Origin of the sequence: Klebsiella sp. K47, assembly GCF_051858335.1 — a bacterium.
In the GTDB taxonomy this organism is placed as follows: domain Bacteria; phylum Pseudomonadota; class Gammaproteobacteria; order Enterobacterales; family Enterobacteriaceae; genus Klebsiella; species Klebsiella pneumoniae.
On record NZ_JBPYUI010000009.1, the window covers coordinates 44,179 to 62,668 of the forward strand.

General features: G+C 61.8%; 22 protein-coding genes. 20 read left to right on the plus strand and 2 right to left on the minus strand.

The annotated features are described in order from the left end of the window. Nucleotide 1: 1 nt before the first annotated feature. The 18 genes from pduD (at nt 2) to RRF55_RS10820 (ending at nt 13,983) form a co-directional block, all read left to right on the plus strand. Entirely contained in the window at nt 2-691 is a 690-nt protein-coding gene (gene pduD, locus RRF55_RS10735) for a propanediol dehydratase medium subunit PduD (RefSeq protein ID WP_002915746.1), read from the plus strand. Between the two features lie 14 nt (nt 692-705). Beyond that, a complete protein-coding gene (gene pduE, locus RRF55_RS10740; RefSeq protein WP_016946079.1) occupies nt 706-1,230 on the plus strand; it encodes a propanediol dehydratase small subunit PduE in 525 nt (174 codons plus the stop codon). Nucleotides 1,231-1,243: 13 nt separating this feature from the next. Next, on the plus strand, nt 1,244-3,076 hold the full coding sequence (locus tag RRF55_RS10745) for a diol dehydratase reactivase subunit alpha (RefSeq protein ID WP_004174565.1): 1,833 nt from the start codon (nt 1,244-1,246) through the stop codon (nt 3,074-3,076). Then, the gene (locus tag RRF55_RS10750) at nt 3,066-3,416 is read left to right on the plus strand and encodes a glycerol dehydratase reactivase beta/small subunit family protein (protein WP_002915803.1); all 351 of its coding nucleotides are present in this window, start codon (nt 3,066-3,068) and stop codon (nt 3,414-3,416) included. Before RRF55_RS10745 ends, RRF55_RS10750 begins: the two co-directional genes overlap by 11 nt. Nucleotides 3,417-3,434: 18 nt before the next feature. Further along, nucleotides 3,435-3,710, plus strand: coding sequence for a propanediol utilization microcompartment protein PduJ (gene pduJ / locus RRF55_RS10755; RefSeq protein ID WP_002915806.1), 276 nt, complete (start codon nt 3,435-3,437; stop codon nt 3,708-3,710). A 21-nt stretch (nt 3,711-3,731) separates the two neighbouring features. After that, complete coding sequence (locus RRF55_RS10760) at nt 3,732-4,178, plus strand: BMC domain-containing protein (protein WP_002915808.1); 447 nt, start codon at nt 3,732-3,734, stop codon at nt 4,176-4,178. Continuing rightward, nucleotides 4,178-4,810, plus strand: a complete 633-nt coding sequence (locus RRF55_RS10765; protein ID WP_094315938.1) for a phosphate propanoyltransferase — start codon at nt 4,178-4,180, stop codon at nt 4,808-4,810. Before RRF55_RS10760 ends, RRF55_RS10765 begins: the two co-directional genes overlap by 1 nt. Further along, nucleotides 4,807-5,298 (plus strand): microcompartment protein PduM, encoded by a 492-nt coding sequence (gene pduM, locus RRF55_RS10770; RefSeq protein ID WP_004900288.1) that lies wholly within the window; start codon nt 4,807-4,809, stop codon nt 5,296-5,298. The genes RRF55_RS10765 and pduM overlap by 4 nt, the downstream gene beginning before the upstream one ends. Nucleotides 5,299-5,301: 3 nt before the next feature. Continuing rightward, nucleotides 5,302-5,577 (plus strand): EutN/CcmL family microcompartment protein, encoded by a 276-nt coding sequence (locus RRF55_RS10775; RefSeq protein WP_002915814.1) that lies wholly within the window; start codon nt 5,302-5,304, stop codon nt 5,575-5,577. Nucleotides 5,578-5,587: 10 nt separating this feature from the next. Continuing rightward, nucleotides 5,588-6,604: a two-domain cob(I)yrinic acid a,c-diamide adenosyltransferase PduO gene (gene pduO, locus RRF55_RS10780; RefSeq protein WP_004185478.1), complete on the plus strand. Its 1,017-nt coding sequence runs from the start codon at nt 5,588-5,590 to the stop codon at nt 6,602-6,604. Next, a complete protein-coding gene (gene pduP / locus RRF55_RS10785; RefSeq protein ID WP_048332159.1) occupies nt 6,601-7,989 on the plus strand; it encodes a CoA-acylating propionaldehyde dehydrogenase PduP in 1,389 nt (462 codons plus the stop codon). Before pduO ends, pduP begins: the two co-directional genes overlap by 4 nt. 11 nt (nt 7,990-8,000) lie before the next feature. Then, the gene (gene pduQ, locus RRF55_RS10790) at nt 8,001-9,113 is read left to right on the plus strand and encodes a 1-propanol dehydrogenase PduQ (RefSeq protein ID WP_087847668.1); all 1,113 of its coding nucleotides are present in this window, start codon (nt 8,001-8,003) and stop codon (nt 9,111-9,113) included. Further along, the gene (locus RRF55_RS10795) at nt 9,110-10,462 is read left to right on the plus strand and encodes a 4Fe-4S dicluster domain-containing protein (protein WP_004174545.1); all 1,353 of its coding nucleotides are present in this window, start codon (nt 9,110-9,112) and stop codon (nt 10,460-10,462) included. Before pduQ ends, RRF55_RS10795 begins: the two co-directional genes overlap by 4 nt. A 2-nt stretch (nt 10,463-10,464) precedes the next feature. Then, the gene (gene pduT / locus RRF55_RS10800) at nt 10,465-11,019 is read left to right on the plus strand and encodes a propanediol utilization microcompartment protein PduT (protein WP_004181171.1); all 555 of its coding nucleotides are present in this window, start codon (nt 10,465-10,467) and stop codon (nt 11,017-11,019) included. Continuing rightward, nucleotides 11,019-11,369, plus strand: coding sequence for a propanediol utilization microcompartment protein PduU (pduU, locus tag RRF55_RS10805; RefSeq protein WP_002915850.1), 351 nt, complete (start codon nt 11,019-11,021; stop codon nt 11,367-11,369). Before pduT ends, pduU begins: the two co-directional genes overlap by 1 nt. Nucleotides 11,370-11,373: 4 nt before the next feature. Beyond that, nucleotides 11,374-11,814 (plus strand): propanediol utilization protein PduV, encoded by a 441-nt coding sequence (pduV, locus tag RRF55_RS10810; protein ID WP_004185483.1) that lies wholly within the window; start codon nt 11,374-11,376, stop codon nt 11,812-11,814. Next, entirely contained in the window at nt 11,811-13,025 is a 1,215-nt protein-coding gene (locus RRF55_RS10815; protein WP_032438962.1) for an acetate/propionate family kinase, read from the plus strand. Before pduV ends, RRF55_RS10815 begins: the two co-directional genes overlap by 4 nt. A gap of 91 nt (nt 13,026-13,116) precedes the next feature. Further along, complete coding sequence (locus RRF55_RS10820) at nt 13,117-13,983, plus strand: GHMP family kinase ATP-binding protein (RefSeq protein WP_004193729.1); 867 nt, start codon at nt 13,117-13,119, stop codon at nt 13,981-13,983. Nucleotides 13,984-13,986: 3 nt separating this feature from the next. Here RRF55_RS10820 and cobD read toward each other — a convergent pair whose 3' ends face one another. Both cobD and amiC read right to left on the minus strand, forming a co-directional pair. After that, nucleotides 13,987-15,063 (minus strand): threonine-phosphate decarboxylase CobD, encoded by a 1,077-nt coding sequence (cobD, locus tag RRF55_RS10825; RefSeq protein ID WP_130974833.1) that lies wholly within the window; start codon nt 15,061-15,063, stop codon nt 13,987-13,989. Between the two features lie 17 nt (nt 15,064-15,080). Then, on the minus strand, nt 15,081-16,334 hold the full coding sequence (amiC, locus tag RRF55_RS10830) for an N-acetylmuramoyl-L-alanine amidase AmiC (protein ID WP_004900318.1): 1,254 nt from the start codon (nt 16,332-16,334) through the stop codon (nt 15,081-15,083). A gap of 227 nt (nt 16,335-16,561) precedes the next feature. On the opposite strand from amiC, the gene argA reads away from it, so the two are divergent. Both argA and RRF55_RS10840 read left to right on the plus strand, forming a co-directional pair. After that, nucleotides 16,562-17,893, plus strand: coding sequence for an amino-acid N-acetyltransferase (argA, locus tag RRF55_RS10835; protein ID WP_009308565.1), 1,332 nt, complete (start codon nt 16,562-16,564; stop codon nt 17,891-17,893). A 229-nt stretch (nt 17,894-18,122) separates the two neighbouring features. After that, complete coding sequence (locus tag RRF55_RS10840; protein WP_002915873.1) at nt 18,123-18,443, plus strand: hypothetical protein; 321 nt, start codon at nt 18,123-18,125, stop codon at nt 18,441-18,443. Nucleotides 18,444-18,490: the final 47 nt, after the last annotated feature.

Sequence of the window (18,490 nt, forward strand, 5' to 3'; positions counted from 1 at the left end):
AATGGAAATTAACGAAACGCTGCTGCGCCAGATTATCGAAGAGGTGCTGGTGGAGATGAAATCAGGCGCAGATAAGCCGGTCTCCTTTAGCGCGCCTGCGGCTTCTGTCGCCTCTGCCGCGCCGGTCGCCGTTGCGCCTGTGTCCGGCGACAGCTTCCTGACGGAAATCGGCGAAGCCAAACCCGGCACGCAGCAGGATGAAGTCATTATTGCCGTCGGGCCAGCGTTTGGTCTGGCGCAAACCGCCAATATCGTCGGCATTCCGCATAAAAATATTCTGCGCGAAGTGATCGCCGGCATTGAGGAAGAAGGCATCAAAGCCCGGGTGATCCGCTGCTTTAAGTCTTCTGACGTCGCCTTCGTGGCAGTGGAAGGCAACCGCCTGAGCGGCTCCGGCATCTCGATCGGTATTCAGTCGAAAGGCACCACCGTCATCCACCAGCGCGGCCTGCCGCCGCTTTCCAATCTGGAACTCTTCCCGCAGGCGCCGCTGCTGACGCTGGAAACCTACCGTCAGATTGGCAAAAACGCCGCGCGCTACGCCAAACGCGAGTCGCCGCAGCCGGTGCCGACGCTTAACGATCAGATGGCTCGTCCCAAATACCAGGCGAAGTCGGCCATTTTGCACATTAAAGAGACCAAATACGTGGTGACGGGCAAAAACCCGCAGGAACTGCGCGTGGCGCTTTAACAAAGGATATCCCGATGAATACCGACGCAATTGAATCCATGGTACGCGACGTGCTGAGCCGGATGAACAGCCTACAGGACGGGATAACGCCCGCGCCAGCCGCGCCGACAAACGACACCGTTCGCCAGCCAAAAGTTAGCGACTACCCGTTAGCGACCCGCCATCCGGAGTGGGTAAAAACCGCTACCAATAAAACGCTCGATGACCTGACGCTGGAGGACGTATTAAGCGATCGCGTTACGGCACAGGACATGCGCATCACTCCGGAAACGCTGCGTATGCAGGCGGCAATCGCCCAGGATGCCGGACGCGATCGGCTGGCGATGAACTTTGAGCGGGCCGCAGAGCTCACCGCGGTTCCCGACGACCGAATCCTTGAGATCTACAACGCCCTGCGCCCATACCGTTCCACCCAGGCGGAGCTACTGGCGATCGCTGATGACCTCGAGCATCGCTACCAGGCACGACTCTGTGCCGCCTTTGTTCGGGAAGCGGCCGGGCTGTACATCGAGCGTAAGAAACTCAAAGGCGACGATTAACAGGGGGGTAAGCATGCGCTATATCGCTGGCATTGATATTGGCAACTCCTCGACAGAAGTCGCCCTGGCGACGGTCGATGACGCAGGTGTGCTGAACATTCGCCACAGCGCGTTGGCTGAAACCACGGGTATAAAAGGCACATTACGAAATGTGTTCGGTATCCAGGAGGCGCTAACGCAGGCGGCAAAAGCGGCCGGCATTCAGCTCAGCGATATTTCGCTTATTCGCATTAACGAAGCCACGCCGGTCATTGGCGATGTGGCGATGGAAACCATCACGGAAACCATCATCACCGAGTCCACCATGATCGGCCATAACCCGAAGACACCCGGCGGCGTCGGACTGGGGGTCGGCATCACCATCACACCAGAGGCGCTGCTGTCCTGCTCCGCGGACACTCCCTATATTCTGGTGGTCTCCTCGGCCTTTGACTTTGCCGATGTCGCCGCGATGGTCAATGCGGCAACGGCAGCGGGCTATCAGATAACCGGCATTATTTTGCAGCAGGATGACGGCGTGCTGGTCAATAACCGGCTACAGCAACCGCTACCGGTGATCGACGAAGTTCAGCATATCGACCGGATTCCACTTGGCATGCTGGCGGCCGTCGAGGTCGCTTTACCCGGTAAGATCATCGAAACGCTCTCCAACCCTTACGGTATTGCGACCGTTTTCGATCTCAACGCCGAGGAGACCAAAAATATCGTGCCAATGGCGCGGGCGCTGATTGGCAACCGCTCGGCCGTGGTGGTGAAAACCCCCTCCGGCGACGTCAAGGCCCGCGCTATTCCGGCAGGTAATCTGCTGCTCATCGCTCAGGGGCGCAGCGTACAGGTTGATGTGGCCGCCGGGGCGGAAGCCATCATGAAAGCGGTTGACGGCTGCGGCAAACTGGACAACGTCGCGGGAGAAGCGGGCACCAATATCGGCGGCATGCTTGAGCACGTGCGCCAGACCATGGCGGAGCTTACCAATAAGCCAGCTCAGGAGATCCGCATTCAGGATCTGCTGGCCGTTGATACGGCGGTGCCAGTCAGCGTGACCGGCGGTCTTGCGGGAGAGTTCTCGCTGGAGCAGGCGGTGGGTATCGCCTCGATGGTCAAGTCGGATCGCCTGCAGATGGCCCTCATCGCCCGTGAAATTGAGCACAAACTGCAGATTGCGGTTCAGGTGGGCGGCGCCGAAGCGGAGGCGGCCATTCTTGGGGCGCTCACCACTCCCGGCACCACGCGCCCGCTGGCGATCCTCGATCTGGGCGCCGGGTCGACCGACGCCTCCATTATCAATGCGCAGGGAGAGATCAGCGCCACTCACCTGGCCGGCGCCGGCGATATGGTCACGATGATCATCGCTCGCGAGCTGGGGCTTGAGGACCGTTATCTGGCGGAAGAGATCAAAAAATATCCGCTGGCAAAAGTCGAAAGCCTGTTTCATCTGCGTCATGAAGACGGCAGCGTCCAGTTTTTTCCGTCGGCCTTACCACCGACGGTATTTGCCCGCGTCTGCGTGGTGAAACCGGATGAACTGGTTCCCCTGCCCGGCGATCTGCCGCTGGAGAAAGTGCGCGCCATTCGCCGTAGCGCCAAATCACGCGTCTTTGTCACCAACGCCCTGCGAGCGTTACGCCAGGTGAGCCCTACCGGCAACATTCGCGACATCCCGTTCGTGGTGCTGGTGGGCGGCTCGTCCCTCGATTTCGAGATCCCCCAGCTGGTCACCGACGCGCTGGCGCACTACCGGCTGGTTGCCGGGCGCGGCAACATCCGCGGCTGTGAAGGCCCACGCAATGCGGTCGCCAGCGGATTACTCCTTTCCTGGCAAAAAGGAGGCACACATGGAGAGTAGCGTAGTCGCCCCCGCCATCGTCATTGCCGTCACTGACGAATGCAGCGAACAGTGGCGCGATGTCCTGCTGGGCATTGAAGAGGAAGGCATTCCTTTTGTTCTGCAGCCGCAGACCGGCGGCGATCTTATCCATCACGCCTGGCAGGCGGCGCAGCGTTCGCCGCTGCAGGTAGGCATCGCCTGCGACCGGGAACGGCTCATCGTGCACTACAAAAATTTACCCGCATCAACTCCGTTGTTTTCGCTGATGTATCACCAGAACAGGCTGGCCCGGCGAAACACTGGCAACAATGCGGCTCGTCTCGTCAAAGGGATCCCATTTCGGGATCGCCATGCTTAATCCACAGGAGAACGCAGTATGAATAACGCACTAGGACTGGTTGAAACGAAAGGCCTGGTTGGCGCCATTGAAGCCGCTGATGCAATGGTGAAATCCGCCAACGTGCAGTTGATTGGTTACGAAAAAATTGGCTCCGGGCTGATTACCGTGATGGTCCGCGGAGACGTCGGCGCGGTCAAAGCCGCCGTTGACGCCGGCAGCGCGGCGGCCAGCGTGGTCGGCGAGGTCAAGTCCAGCCATGTGATCCCGCGCCCGCATAGCGATGTTGAGGCCATTCTGCCGAAATCTGTCTGACCCTCAAAAAAGGAGCACCGCGTGAAGCAATCACTGGGATTACTTGAGGTCAGCGGTCTGGCCCTGGCCATCACCTGCGCCGACGCTATGGCGAAAGCGGCCGCCATCACGCTGCTCGCCCTGGAAAAGACCAACGGTTCCGGCTGGATGGTGGTGAAGATCGCCGGTGATGTGGCCTCTGTCCAGGCGGCGGTGATGACCGGGGCCGAACTCGCCGAACGGCAGCAGGGGCTGGTAGCGCAGAAGGTTATCGCCAGGCCCGGGGAAGGCCTGCTGCCGGCCCGCGTCCAGGCGCCTTCACCAGCGCCTGACGTCGCCGTGACGGAGGAGAACACGGCCCTCACAGACGCCCCCTCCCACTCTACGGAGCGGGTGACCTGCAACCTGTGCCTGGACCCACACTGCCCACGACAAAAAGGCGATCCCCGCTCGCAGTGCCTGCACGCCGGTAAACGAGGTGACGCGTAATGGATAAACAACAGCTGGCTTCGACAGTCAACAAAGTGCTGGATGAGATGCGCCAGCGTCCCATTCCAATCGGTATCTCCAGTCGCCATATCCATTTAGTGGCGGCTGACTATGCCAGGCTTTTTCCCGCGCAGCCCATCCAGCCGAAAAAAGCGCTGCTGCAGCCGGGACAATATGCTGCAGAGCAGACGGTGACCCTGGTTGGCCCCAAAGGGCGATTAAACAACGTGCGCCTGCTCGGCCCTTTGCGCCAGACCAGCCAGGTGGAAATCTCACGCACCGACGCCCGGATCCTCGGTATCGCCGCGCCGCTGCGCATGTCCGGCAATCTGCAGGGCACGCCGGGGATCCGCCTGATAAGCCCCTTTGCCGAACTGGAGTTGAGCGGCGGGACGATTGTTGCCCAGCGACATATTCATATGTCGCCACTTGATGCGTTGATCCTGCGCGTCTCCCATGGCGATAGCGTCGCGGTGGCGATCGAAGGCAGCGACAGGCGGCTTATCTTCGACAACGTGGCGGTCCGCGTTGCCCCGGATATGCGTCTTGAGATGCACATCGATACTGACGAGGCCAATGCGGCAGGCGCTGACGCTGCGCAAGCCTGGGCAACGCTGGTGACGAAGCCATGAACCACGCGATGCTGCAGCGTATCGTCGAAGAGGTCGCCGCCCGTCTGCGCCATCGCGCCCTCAGCACGGCCACGCTCAGCGTGGCCCAGCTCGGCGAAGCGGATATCCGCAGCCTGCTGTGCCAGCACGCTTCGCTGCGCATCGTGCAGGTGGATTTACCGCTGCTGGAGCAGCTTGCCGGCCAGCGTGCGCTGGCGGCAGCCGGTTGCGCACTGCATGAGGCGATGGCCTGGGGCGTTCGGGTACAGCTAACGCTGCTTCCCGCCCTGCTCCCCGCGCTGGCGGTAAAAAAACTCGCCCGCTTGCCGCTGACGTTCAGCGATCCGCTTGGCCAGCCCGTCAGGCTTCACGCCGCGTCGGTGCTCACCTATGCCGACGTAGCCCGTTTCAGTGGCGGCTATCTGGTGCTGCGCCGCCGTCCCATTATCACCGCCCTCGCCCGCGAAGCGGCCGTCGCGCGGCATGTTCAATTGATTAAGCAGGAGTGAACTATGCATCTGGCACGCGTGACCGGCGCCGTCGTCTCGACGCAAAAATCGCCCTCTCTGAACGGCAAAAAACTGCTGCTGGTGCGCCGGGTAAGCGCGGACGACGATCGTCCGATTCTCCCCACGAGCGGCGATGAAGTGGCGGTAGATTCGGTTGGCGCTGGCGTCGGCGAGCTGGTGCTGCTCTGCAGCGGCTCGAGCGCACGCCACGTTTTCAGCGGCCCGAATGAGGCCATCGATCTTGCCGTCGTGGGCATTGTTGACTCACTTTCACGCTAAGGGGGCGCCTGTGGCTATCTATACCCGAACCGGCGATGCCGGCAGTACATCACTCTTTACCGGCCAGCGGGTCAGCAAGACGCATCCGCGCGTCGAAGCCTACGGCACCCTGGATGAACTGAACGCCATGCTGAGCCTGTGCGTCTGCGCCGTCGCTGAAGAGGAACAGCGCACCCTGCTCGAAGCCCTGCAGCAGCACATTTTTTGGTTCAGCGCGGAGCTCGCCAGCGACAGCGAACAGCCATCACCGGGTAAGCGCTATATCAGCAGCGAAGAGATTGCCCTGCTGGAGCAGACCATCGATCGCGAGATGGCCCGCGTGCCGGCGCTGCACCAGTTTGTATTGCCCGGACGCTGTGAAGCCGCCAGCCGTCTGCACCTGGCCCGCACCGTTGCCAGACGGGCGGAGCGCCGGCTGGTCGAGCTGGCGGCAGAGGTTACTATCCGTCAGATACTGCTGCGTTATCTGAACCGCTTATCTGACTGCCTGTATGCCCTGGCGCGCAGCGAGGATCATGCCGCTCACCAGCGCCGCCTTGTGACGGAGATCGCGGCCCGCTATCTGGCCGCCAGCGGGTCGCCTGCGCCCGACGCGCCCAAAGCCCAGGCCGGGTCGCTCTCCTTTCACGAGCTGCATCAGCTCATCCGTCAGGCCATTGAACACGCCCGCCAGCTGCAGGTGCCGGTGGTGGTCAGCATCGTTGACGCACACGGCACCGAAACCGTGACCTGGCGAATGCCCGATGCGCTGCTGGTCAGCAGCGAGCTGGCGCCGAAAAAAGCCTGGACCGCCGTCGCCATGAAAACCGCCACCCACGAGCTCGCGACGACCGTACAGCCAGGCGCTGCGCTGTACGGTCTGGAGAGCCATCTGCAGGGCAAAGTCGTCACCTTTGGCGGCGGATATCCGCTGTGGCGCGATGGCCAGCTAATAGCCGGCCTCGGCATTAGCGGCGGCAGCGTCGAGCAGGATATGGCTATTGCACAGGCTGCCATGGCGGCCATTAACGTGAGAACTCATCAATGAATACAGCAGAACTGGAAACCCTTATCCGCACCATCCTCAGTGAAAAGCTCGCGCCGACGCCCCCTGCCCCTCAGCAAGAGCAGGGCATTTTCTGCGATGTCGGCAGCGCCATCGACGCCGCTCATCAGGCTTTTCTCCGCTATCAGCAGTGTCCGCTAAAAACCCGCAGCGCCATTATCAGCGCCCTGCGGGAGACGCTGGCCCCCGAGCTGGCGACGTTGGCGGAAGAGAGCGCCACGGAAACCGGCATGGGCAACAAAGAAGATAAATATCTGAAAAATAAAGCCGCTCTTGAAAATACGCCGGGCATAGAGGATCTCACTACCAGCGCCCTCACCGGCGATGGCGGGATGGTGCTGTTTGAGTACTCGCCGTTCGGGGTTATTGGCGCCGTGGCGCCCAGCACCAACCCAACGGAAACCATTATCAACAACAGTATCAGCATGCTGGCGGCGGGTAACAGCGTCTATTTCAGCCCCCATCCCGGCGCGAAAAAGGTCTCGTTGAAGCTTATCGCCAGGATCGAAGAGATCGCCTACCGCTGCAGCGGGATCCGTAACCTGGTGGTGACCGTTGCCGAGCCGACCTTTGAAGCCACCCAGCAAATGATGTCCCACCCGGTGATTGCCGTTCTGGCTATCACCGGTGGCCCTGGCATTGTGGCGATGGGCATGAAAAGCGGTAAAAAAGTGATCGGCGCTGGCGCCGGCAATCCGCCGTGCATCGTTGATGAAACCGCCGATCTCGTCAAAGCCGCCGAAGATATCATCAGCGGCGCCGCCTTCGATTACAACCTGCCCTGTATCGCCGAAAAAAGCCTGATCGTCGTCGCCTCCGTCGCTGACCGCCTGATCCAGCAGATGCAGGATTTTGACGCGCTGCTGTTGAGCCGACAGGAGGCCGATACCCTGCGTGCCGTCTGCCTGCCCGACGGCGCGGCGAATAAAAAACTGGTCGGTAAAAGCCCGGCTGCGCTGCTGGCGGCGGCGGGTCTCGCCGTTCCGCCTCGCCCCCCTCGCCTGCTGATAGCCGAGGTGGAGGCGAACGACCCCTGGGTGACCTGCGAGCAGCTGATGCCGGTGCTGCCGATCGTCAGGGTCGCCGACTTTGACAGCGCCCTGGCGCTGGCCCTGCGCGTTGAGGAGGGTCTGCACCACACCGCCATTATGCACTCGCAGAATGTCTCGCGGCTCAATCTGGCGGCACGCACCCTGCAGACCTCCATTTTTGTCAAAAATGGCCCGTCTTACGCGGGAATCGGCGTCGGCGGCGAAGGGTTTACCACCTTCACCATCGCCACGCCAACCGGAGAAGGCACCACCTCCGCGCGGACGTTCGCCCGCCTGCGGCGCTGCGTGTTGACCAACGGTTTTTCCATTCGCTAACCGGGGGCGCCATGCATACCTTTTCTCTGCAAACGCGCCTCTACAGCGGCCCGGGCAGCCTGGCCGCGCTGCAGCGCTTTAGCCATCAGCACATCTGGATCGTCTGCGACGGCTTCCTGGCGCGCTCGCCGCTGCTTGACCGACTGCGCGCCGCGCTGCCCGCCAGCAACCGCGTCAGCGTGTTCAGCGATATTACACCGGATCCGACCATTCACACCGTGGCGAAAGGGATAGCGCAGATGCAGACCCTGCGTCCGCAGGTGGTGATCGGCTTCGGCGGCGGCTCGGCGATGGATGCCGCCAAGGCTATCGTCTGGTTCAGCCAGCAGGGCGGTCTGCCTGTCGACACCTGCGTGGCGATCCCCACCACCAGCGGTACCGGTTCGGAAGTGACCAGCGCCTGCGTCATCAGCGACCCGGAAAAAGGGATCAAGTACCCGCTGTTCCATGAGGCGCTCTGTCCCGACATGGCGATCATCGACCCGACGCTGGTGGTTAGCGTACCGCCCACCATCACAGCCCATACCGGGCTGGACGCGCTGACCCACGCCCTGGAGGCATGGGTCTCGCCGCAGGCCACCGATTTTACCGATGCGCTGGCGGAAAAGGCCGTAAGGCTGGTGTTTCGCGCCCTGCCCGTTGCGATTCGTCAGGGCGACTGCATTGCGACCCGCAGCAAAATGCACAATGCATCAACCCTCGCCGGTATGGCCTTTAGCCAGGCTGGCCTTGGGCTCAATCATGCGATCGCCCATCAGCTTGGCGGCCAGTTTCACCTCCCCCATGGCCTGGCCAATGCGCTGCTGCTGACCGCGGTGATCCGCTTCAATGCCGGCGAGCCGCGAGCGGCTAAGCGCTATGCGCGCCTGGCCAGGGCCTGCCGCTTCTGCCCGCCCGCAGCTGGCGAACAGGAGGCTTTCCAGGCGCTGCTTACCGCGGTGGAAACGCTGAAACAGCAGTGCGCCATTCCCACCCTCAAGGGCGCACTGCAGGAAAAGTATCCCCTTTTCTTATCGCGAATTCCCGCCATGGTGCCGGCCGCGCTGGCCGACGCCACCCTGCGCACCAACCCGCGTCCGGTCGATGGCGCGGCCATCGCGCAACTGCTGGAGAACCTGCAATGAGTGAAGCGATAGGGCCACTATCAAGCATTGATGCGGCGGAGATCCGTGAACGCGTTCGGGCCGCTGGCGTCGTAGGAGCCGGTGGCGCAGGCTTTCCGACCCACATCAAACTGCAGGCCCGGGTGGACACCGTGCTGGTGAACGCCGCCGAATGCGAACCGATGCTGAAGGTTGACCAACAGCTGATGGCTCAGCAGGCTGACCGACTGATTCGCGGCCTGGGTTACGCGATGACCGCCACCGGCGCCCGGGAAGGGATCATTGCCCTGAAGGCGAAATATGCTCCGGCGATTGCGGCATTAACCCCACGACTCCCGGAATGGGCCCGGCTGCATATTCTGCCTGACGTCTATCCGGCCGGGGATGAGGTGCTCACTATCTGGCTGGCGACGGGACGCCGCGTACCACCTGCCGCGCTGCCGGTCAGCGTCGGCGTGGTGGTCAATAACGTGCAGACGGTGCTCAATATCGCCAGAGCCGTGGAACAGGGCTATCCGGTGACTCGCCGGACGTTGACCGTCAATGGCGCCGTCGCCCGTCCGCTGACGCTGGCCGTACCACTGGGTATATCGCTGCGCGAGGTGCTGGATCTGGCCGGCGGCGCGACGGTTGACGATCCGGGGTTTATCAACGGCGGTCCGATGATGGGCTCGCTTATTACCTCCCTCGAGACACCGGTCACCAAAACCACCGGCGGCCTGCTGGTGCTCCCGGGCAACCATCCATTGATCCAGCGACGGCGGCAGGATGAACGAACGCTGCTCGCCATCGCCCGCACCGTCTGTGAACAGTGCCGTTTATGCACAGATTTATGCCCCCGGCACCTGATCGGCCATGAGCTTTCCCCTCATCTGCTGGTGCGGGCGGTGAACTATCGCCAGGCGGCCACCCCGTCGCTGCTGCTCAGCGCCCTGACCTGTTCGGAGTGCAACGTTTGCGAGAGCGTCGCCTGCCCGGTGGGTATTTCCCCCATGCGCATCAACCGTCTGCTGAAACGTGAGCTGAGGGCGAAAAACCTGCGCTACGACGGACCGCTGCGTCCGGCGGACGAGATGGCGAAGCACCGCCTGGTGCCGGTCAAGCGGCTCATCAGCAAACTGGGACTTGATCCCTGGTATCAGGAAGCGCCGCTGACGGCGGTGGAACCGGAGGTGGCCTGCGTCACCCTGCCCCTGCGCCAGCATATCGGCATCAGCGCCGTGCCCTGCGTCGCGCCGGGAGAGCGGGTAACGCGCGGCCAGGTGCTGGCGGATATCCCCGCCGACGCCCTCGGCGCGCCGGTGCACGCCAGTATTGACGGCCTGGTCTCCGCCATCACGGAGCAGGCCATTACGCTTGTAAGAGGTTAATCATGACCCAGGCTATCGGAATTTTAGAACTGACCAGCATCGCCAGGGGGATGGAGCTGGGCGACGTCATGCTGAAAAGCGCGAACGTACAGCTCCTGCTCTGCAGAACCCTTTGCCCCGGGAAATTCCTGCTGATGCTCGGCGGCGACGTCGGCGCCGTGCAGCAGGCAATCGCCGCCGGCACCGCGCGCGCCGGGGAGATGCTGGTGGACAGCCTGGTGCTGGCCAACATTCACCCCAGCGTACTACCGGCGATCAGCGGTCTCAACGTGGTCGGGCAGCGGCAGGCGGCGGGGATCGTCGAAACCTGGAGCGTGGCGGCGTGCATCAGCGCCGCCGACCACGCGGTGAAAGCGGCCAACGTCACCCTGGTGCGGGTCCATATGGCGTTTGGTATCGGCGGCAAATGCTACATGGTGGTGGCGGGTGATATCGCCGATGTCGACAACGCCGTCACGGTGGCCAGCGACAGCGCAGGCGAGAAAGGATTACTGGTTCACCGGGCAGTGATCCCGCGACCGCACGATGCGCTGTGGCAACAGCTGATGGAGGGATAATGGAACCGCAAACCCCTACCGAACGCATGATCCAGGAGTATGTCCCGGGCAAACAGGTCACTCTGGCGCATCTCATTGCCAATCCTGGCAAAGATCTGTTCAAAAAGCTGGGTCTGCCGGACGCGGTCTCCGCCATCGGCATTCTTACCATTACCCCCAGTGAAGCATCGATTATCGCCTGCGACATCGCTACCAAGTCCGGCGCGGTGGAGATCGGTTTTCTCGATCGCTTCACCGGCGCGGTGGTGTTGACCGGCGATGTCTCCGCCGTGGAGTACGCGCTCAGGCAGGTCACCCGCACCCTCGGTGAGCTGATGCGCTTCACCGCTTGCCCAATTACCCGGACCTGAGCCCATGAAACGCCTGATGCTAATCGGACCCAGCCAGTGCGGTAAAACCTCGCTGACCCAGGTATTGCGTGGCGAAACCCTGCGCTATCAGAAAACCCAGGCCATCGTCTGGACGCCGGCCGCCATCGACACCCCCGGGGAATATCTGGAAAACCGCTGCCTGTACAGTGCACTGCTCACCAGCGCCTGCGAGGCCGATGTCATCGCGCTGGTACTGAATGCCGATGCGCCCTGGTCACCCTTTTCTCCGGGGTTTACCGCCCCAATGAACCGCCCGGTTATCGGGGTGATCACCAAAGCCGATTTAGCCGCCCCGCCCCGTCTGCAACAGGTCCGGACATGGCTCGAGGCGGCGGGCGCCGGACATATCTTTATCACCAGCGCGTTAACCGGCGACGGGCTTGATGACCTGTTCGCCTGCCTGAATGCAGAGGAATATCAATGACCTATAAAATCATGGCGATTAACGCCGGCAGCTCCTCCCTGAAGTTTCAGCTGCTTAACATGCCGCAGGGGGCGTTGCTCTGTCAGGGGTTGATCGAACGTATCGGCCTGCCCGAGGCCCGCTTCACGCTGAAAACGTCGGCACAGAAATGGCAGGAGACGCTGCCCATCGCCGATCACCATGAGGCAGTGACCCTCCTGCTGGAGGCGCTGACCGGCCGCGGGATCCTGAGCAGCCTGCAGGAGATCGACGGCGTTGGCCACCGCGTCGCCCACGGCGGCGAACGCTTCAAAGACGCCGCGCTGGTCTGCGACGATACCCTGCGGGAGATCGAGCGCCTGGCGGAGCTGGCGCCGTTGCATAACCCGGTCAATGCGCTGGGCATACGTCTCTTTCGCCAGCTGTTACCCGCGGTACCGGCGGTGGCGGTTTTTGATACCGCCTTTCACCAGACCCTGGCGCCGGAGGCCTGGCTCTATCCCCTTCCCTGGCGCTATTACGCCGAGCTGGGCATTCGCCGCTACGGTTTTCACGGTACCAGCCATTACTATGTCAGCAGCGCGCTGGCGGAAAAGCTGGGCGTACCGCTGAGCGCCCTGCGGGTAGTAAGCTGCCATCTGGGCAATGGCTGTAGCGTCTGCGCCATCAAAGGCGGGCAGTCGGTGAATACCTCAATGGGCTTTACTCCCCAGTCCGGGGTGATGATGGGCACCCGCAGCGGCGATATCGACCCGTCGATCCTTCCCTGGCTGGTGGAGAAAGAAGGGAAATCCGCCCAGCAGCTCAGCCAGCTGCTGAATAATGAATCCGGGCTGCTGGGCGTCTCCGGTGTGTCATCTGATTACCGCGACGTCGAACAGGCAGCTGACGCCGGCAACGAACGGGCGGCTCTGGCGCTGTCGCTGTTTGCCGAACGCATTCGCGCGACTATCGGCAGCTATATCATGCAGATGGGAGGTCTGGACGCGCTGATCTTTACCGGCGGCATAGGCGAGAATTCCGCCCGGGCGCGGGCGACGATCTGCCGCAATTTGCATTTTCTCGGCCTCGCGCTGGACGACGAGAAAAACCAGCGGAGCGCGACCTTTATTCAGGCGGATAATGCGCTGGTCAAAGTGGCGGTGATCAACACCAATGAAGAGCTAATGATTGCCCGCGACGTCATGCGTCTTGCATTGCCGCAGGCGCGCGAGCTGGCGGTGTCGGCATAAACGACGCGCCTCCTCTTGCGGAGAATCATGGTAACCGGCGGGTCGCCATGCCACTATGCGCCCTGGCGAAGGTAAGCGGAAAGGTGAAAACGTGGCTGTTGCACAATGTCCCGCCTCGTGCGGAGAACTTATCCAGGGCTGGATCCTCGGCAGCGAAAAGCTGGTCTCCTGTCCGGTGGACTGGTACAGCACCGTCGAGGTCGAGACCGGGGTACCGCGAAAAGACGAGCGGCCGCTGTCGCGGGCGATGGTCGACCAGCTGCTGGCCCACTGGGGCTACCCCCCAGCGCTGAGCCAGCAGATCCGCATCACCCTGCACTCAACGATCCCGGTGGCCAAAGGGATGGCCAGCAGCACCGCCGATATCGCTGCCACCGCCGTCGCCACCGCCCATCATCTGGGCCATCTACTGGATGAGCCGACGCTGGCGCGCCTGTGCGTCGCGCTGGAGCCTACCGACAGCACCCTGTTTCGCCAGCTGACGCTGTTCGACCATAATACCGCCGCCACGCAAATCGCCTGTCCCCCTCCGCCGGCGCTCGACCTGTTAGTGCTGGAGAGCCCGCTGACGCTGCGCACCACCGACTATCACCAGCTGCCGCGCGAGCCGGGCCTGTTGGCAAACGCCTCCCGGCTGCAGCTGGCGTGGGAGAAAGTACAGCAGGCCTGCCACTGCGGCAACCCGCAGCTGCTGGGCGAAGCAGCGACCATCAGCGCCATTGCCAGCCAGCAGCTGTTGCCTAAGCCGGGGTTTGACGCGCTGCTGGACCTGGTGGAAAGCGCAGGGCTCTATGGTCTCAACGTGGCGCACAGCGGCAGCGTCGTCGGCCTGCTGCTGGACCGCCGTCGGCATGACGTCGAATTTCTGCAATGGCGGCTGGCAGACAGCGACATCGCCGCCCACTGGCCGCAGCAGCATCTGTTGGCGATGGTGCCCGGGGGCGTCATCCTGCAGTAGGCCTCAGGCCAGCACCCGGCGCAACGCCGCCAGCAGCTGGTCGTTTTCCTCGGCGCTGCGGATCGCCACCCGGAAATAGCGGCTATCCAGCCCCGGGTAGTTGGCGCAGCTGCGGATCAGCACATGCTGGCGCAGCAGGGCATATTGCAGGTCAAAATCGGCTCTGTCGCAGCGCAAGAACAGGTAGTTAGCACGCCCGGGCCACACGGTCAGCCCGGCCATCTCCTGCAGCTGCGCATAGAAACGCGCTCCCTCCTCCTGCAGCCACTGCCAGGTGGCCCGCTGATACGCCCGATCCTGGAGAATAATTTCCCCGGCCAGGGCGGCATAGGCGTTGATGGACCACGGCATTTGTCGCGCGCGCAGTCGGGCCACCGCCTGGGCATCAGCGTTCAGCAGGTAGCCGAGACGCAGCCCCGGAATGGCATAAAATTTGGTCAGCGATCGCAGAACCCAGACGTGCGGATGCTGCGCCAGCAGAGGAATAAACCCCGGCTGGTCGGGGATAAAGTCGAGGAAGGCCTCATCGAGGATCAGGCTGATGTTCAGCGCCCGGCAGCGCTGCGCAATGGCTTCCAGCAGGCCCCGCTCCGGCAGCAGGCCGGTGGGGTTGTTCGGGGTGCAGAGAAACAGGCAGTCCAGCGCCGGAGTCAGGGCATCGAGGATCGCGTCGGTCAGCTGCCAGCCATCGCGCTCCCGCAGGGCATACTCCACCACCTCACAGTTCACCGTCTGCAGCGCCCGCCGGTACTCCGCAAAACCGGGAATGACGATCATCGCCCGCCGCGGCTTAAGGCCGTGGACGAGGGTGAAGATCGATTCAGTTTCGCCGTTGCCGGCGAGGATATGCGCCGCCGGCAACTGATGGTGGGCAGCCAGCGCCTGATGCAGCTGTTGATACTCGACGTCAGGGTAGCGTTCGGCGCAGCCTGGGTTGTCAACGATCGCCTGCCTGAGCGAGGCAGGCATCCCCAGCGGATTGATGTTGGCGCTAAAATCCAGCAGCTCGCCGGGGGCTATGCCCAGCAGGGCGGCGGCCTCGCGGATATTGCCGCCATGGGCGCTTTTCAGTAAGGCCATGTCCCTTTCCTGTGTGGTTATCCGCGGCGGGCCAGCGTCGCGCCGTCGGCGAAGTAGGCTTTAATCCCGGCGAGGATCGACTCGGCCACCTCCTGCTGGAATTTGGCCGTTTTCAGTTTCCGCTCTTCTTCCACGTTACTGATAAACGCCGTCTCCACCAGAATGGAGGGGATATCAGGCGCCTTCAGTACCGCAAAGCCCGCCTGCTCTACCCGATTCTTGTGCAAATTATTGATATTGCCCATTTTCTCCAGCACCGCCTTTCCGAATTTGAGGCTGTCGGCGATGGTGAGGGACTGCACCATATCGAACATGGTGTGGTCGACATAGCGGTCGCCGCTCTTGCTGACCCCACCGATCAGATCCGAGGCGTTCTGCGTCTGGGCGAGATATTTTGCCGCGGTACTGGTGGCCCCCTTGGTGGAGAGGGCAAACACCGAAGAGCCGCTGGGCTGGCGGCTGGTAAAGGCGTCGGCGTGAATCGACACGAACAGGTCGGCGCGCTGCTTCTGCGCCTTGGCGACACGCACTTTCAACGGGATAAACACGTCTTCGTTGCGGGTCATATAGGCCTTCATATTGCCTTCTTTGTCGATCAGCGCCCGCAGGCGACGGGCGATCTGTAGCACCACGTCTTTTTCGCGGGTGCGATACTTCCCCACGGCGCCGGAGTCTTCGCCGCCGTGCCCGGGATCGAGCATGATGACAATCGGCCGGTCGCGCCCGGCTTTGCCCGGCTGCGGCCCGCTTTGCGCCGGCGGCACCTGCCGCTCCAGATCGCCTTTGTTGTAATCCTCGAGCAGCGCCAGCAGCGGATCCTGAACATCGGTAGCGTTGGCGGGGTAGAGATCCATCACCAGACGCTCTTTAAAGCCGGCCACCGGCGCGAGGGCAAACAGCTGCGGCTTAACGTTCTGCTTGAGCTCAAAGACCATGCGCACGGTTTGTGGATCAAACTGGCCCACGCGGGCGGACTTAATAAAGGGATCGTCATCGCGGATCTGGCCGCCCATGCCTTTCAGCACAGAGTTCAGGTTAACCCCTTCCAGATCCACTACCACTCGTTCCGGATTACTGAGGGCAAACTGCCGGTATTTCAGCACATGATTCGATTCTACCGTGACACGCGTGTAGGTCGATGCTGGCCAGACGCGAACGGCGACCACCCGCGCGGCGGCGGCCAACCCGACAGGGCTCACGCTCATTAACCACATGGCGCCCGCGCCCTGCAACAGACGGCGACGGCTTAATCCTGAGTTGTTTCCCGACATGCCACTCCCAAGCAATAAAAACGCATTTGTACCCAAAACAAACAGATTGACCAGAAACTTTAACGAAAGGCATATAACCTGTCATCTATAAAAGGGTAAACATTCATTGACACCCTGCGCCGGGTCACATGTTTTTCGCGACTTAGCCTAAAATTGGCACTTGCGTTTAACGGCAAAACAGAATAAAAATACAATAATTACGAATAATCATGCATTGAGGGTTTGTCATGGTGAAGGAACGTCGCACTGAACTGGTAGAAGGATTCCGCCATTCTGTTCCCTATATTAATGCCCATCGGGGAAAAACGTTTGTCATCATGCTGGGCGGCGAAGCCATTGAGCATGAGAATTTTTCGAACATTGTCAATGACATAGGATTATTGCATAGCCTGGGCATCCGTCTGGTGGTGGTCTATGGCGCTCGACCGCAGATTGACGCGAACCTCGCCGAGCACCATCACGAGCCGATCTATCACAAGCAGACGCGAGTGACTGACGCCAAAACGCTGGAACTGGTGAAGCAGGCGGCGGGCATGCTGCAGCTGGAGATCACCGCCCGTCTGTCGATGAGCCTCAACAACACCCCGTTGCAGGGGGCCCATATCAACGTCGTCAGCGGCAACTTTATCATTGCCCAGCCGCTGGGCGTCGATGACGGCGTCGATTATTGCCACAGCGGACGCATTCGCCGCATTGACGAAGAGGCGATTCATCGTCAGCTCGACAGCGGCGCCATTGTCCTGATGGGGCCGGTCGCGGTGTCGGTCACCGGCGAGAGCTTTAACCTGACTTCGGAAGAGATAGCTACCCAGCTGGCCATCAAGCTGAAGGCGGAGAAAATGATCGGCTTCTGTTCGTCGCAAGGGGTTTACAACCAGGCCGGGGAAATTGTCTCAGAACTGTTCCCTAATGAGGCGCAAGCCCGCGTCGAAGAGCTGGAAGCAGACGAAGACTATAACTCCGGCACCGTGCGCTTCCTGCGCGGGGCGGTGAAGGCCTGCCGCAGCGGCGTACGGCGCTGCCACCTGATCAGCTATCAGGAAAATGGCGCGCTGCTGCAGGAGCTGTTTTCACGCGACGGCATCGGCACCCAGATCGTCATGGAGAGCGCGGAGCAGATCCGTCGGGCGACCATCAATGATATCGGCGGTATTCTTGAGCTGATAAGCCCGCTCGAGCAGCAGGGCATTCTGGTACGCCGTTCCCGCGAACAGCTGGAGATGGAGATCGACAAATTCACCATTATTCAGCGCGATAACACCACCATCGCCTGCGCCGCCCTCTATCCTTTCCCGGAAGAGAAGATCGGCGAAATGGCCTGCGTGGCGGTGCATCCGGATTACCGGAGCTCGTCGCGGGGAGAGGTGCTGCTGGAGCGTATTGCCGCTCAGGCCAGGCAGATGGGACTGAGCAAACTGTTCGTGTTAACCACCCGCAGCATCCACTGGTTCCAGGAGCGCGGCTTCACGCCGGTGGATATCGACCTGCTGCCGGAGAGTAAAAAGCAGATGTATAACTATCAGCGCCGGTCGAAGGTGCTGATGGCCGACCTCGCTTAAGCCCTTCTCCTCTCTATCTAACGGCCCGGGATAGCGCGACGCTTATCGCTTTATCCCCGGCCGGTCTCCCGCCCCTCTTCCCGCCAGCCTGGCGTACGCACGCGGGCGAAATTCCTGGTTTCCGCGCAGGCCATTTCTTTCTCGCTGGCTCACCGATATGCTATTGGCTGTCGACAGGACGTCGACTGGCGCCGCGGCCGCCACCCGCCCAGCAAGGATCGCTTAAAGAATGGAAACCAAACCGAACTGGCTGGTCAGACATATTAATCTCATTACCACCGCGGTCGCCCTCTATCCGTGGTTGCTGATGATACTGCTCCTCTGGGATAACCAGCGCCATCATCAGCATGGCTATGCCGCGCTCGGCGCCGCCATCGCGATATTATTTCTGCTGGCCCTGACGTCCGGCATGAATCTTCTCATCTCCTCGCTGGTGATTTTTTGTGCCCGCTGTTCCACCCCACCGCTGGCCGGCGGCGCAGCAGTCCGCTTTTTCGCCATGAACTCGATCTCGGCGCTCTGGCTTATCCCTCTGTTCTTCAGTTACTGATTTTTCCGCCAGCCCGGGCAACGGCTGCAGCATTTTCCATCGCCCGG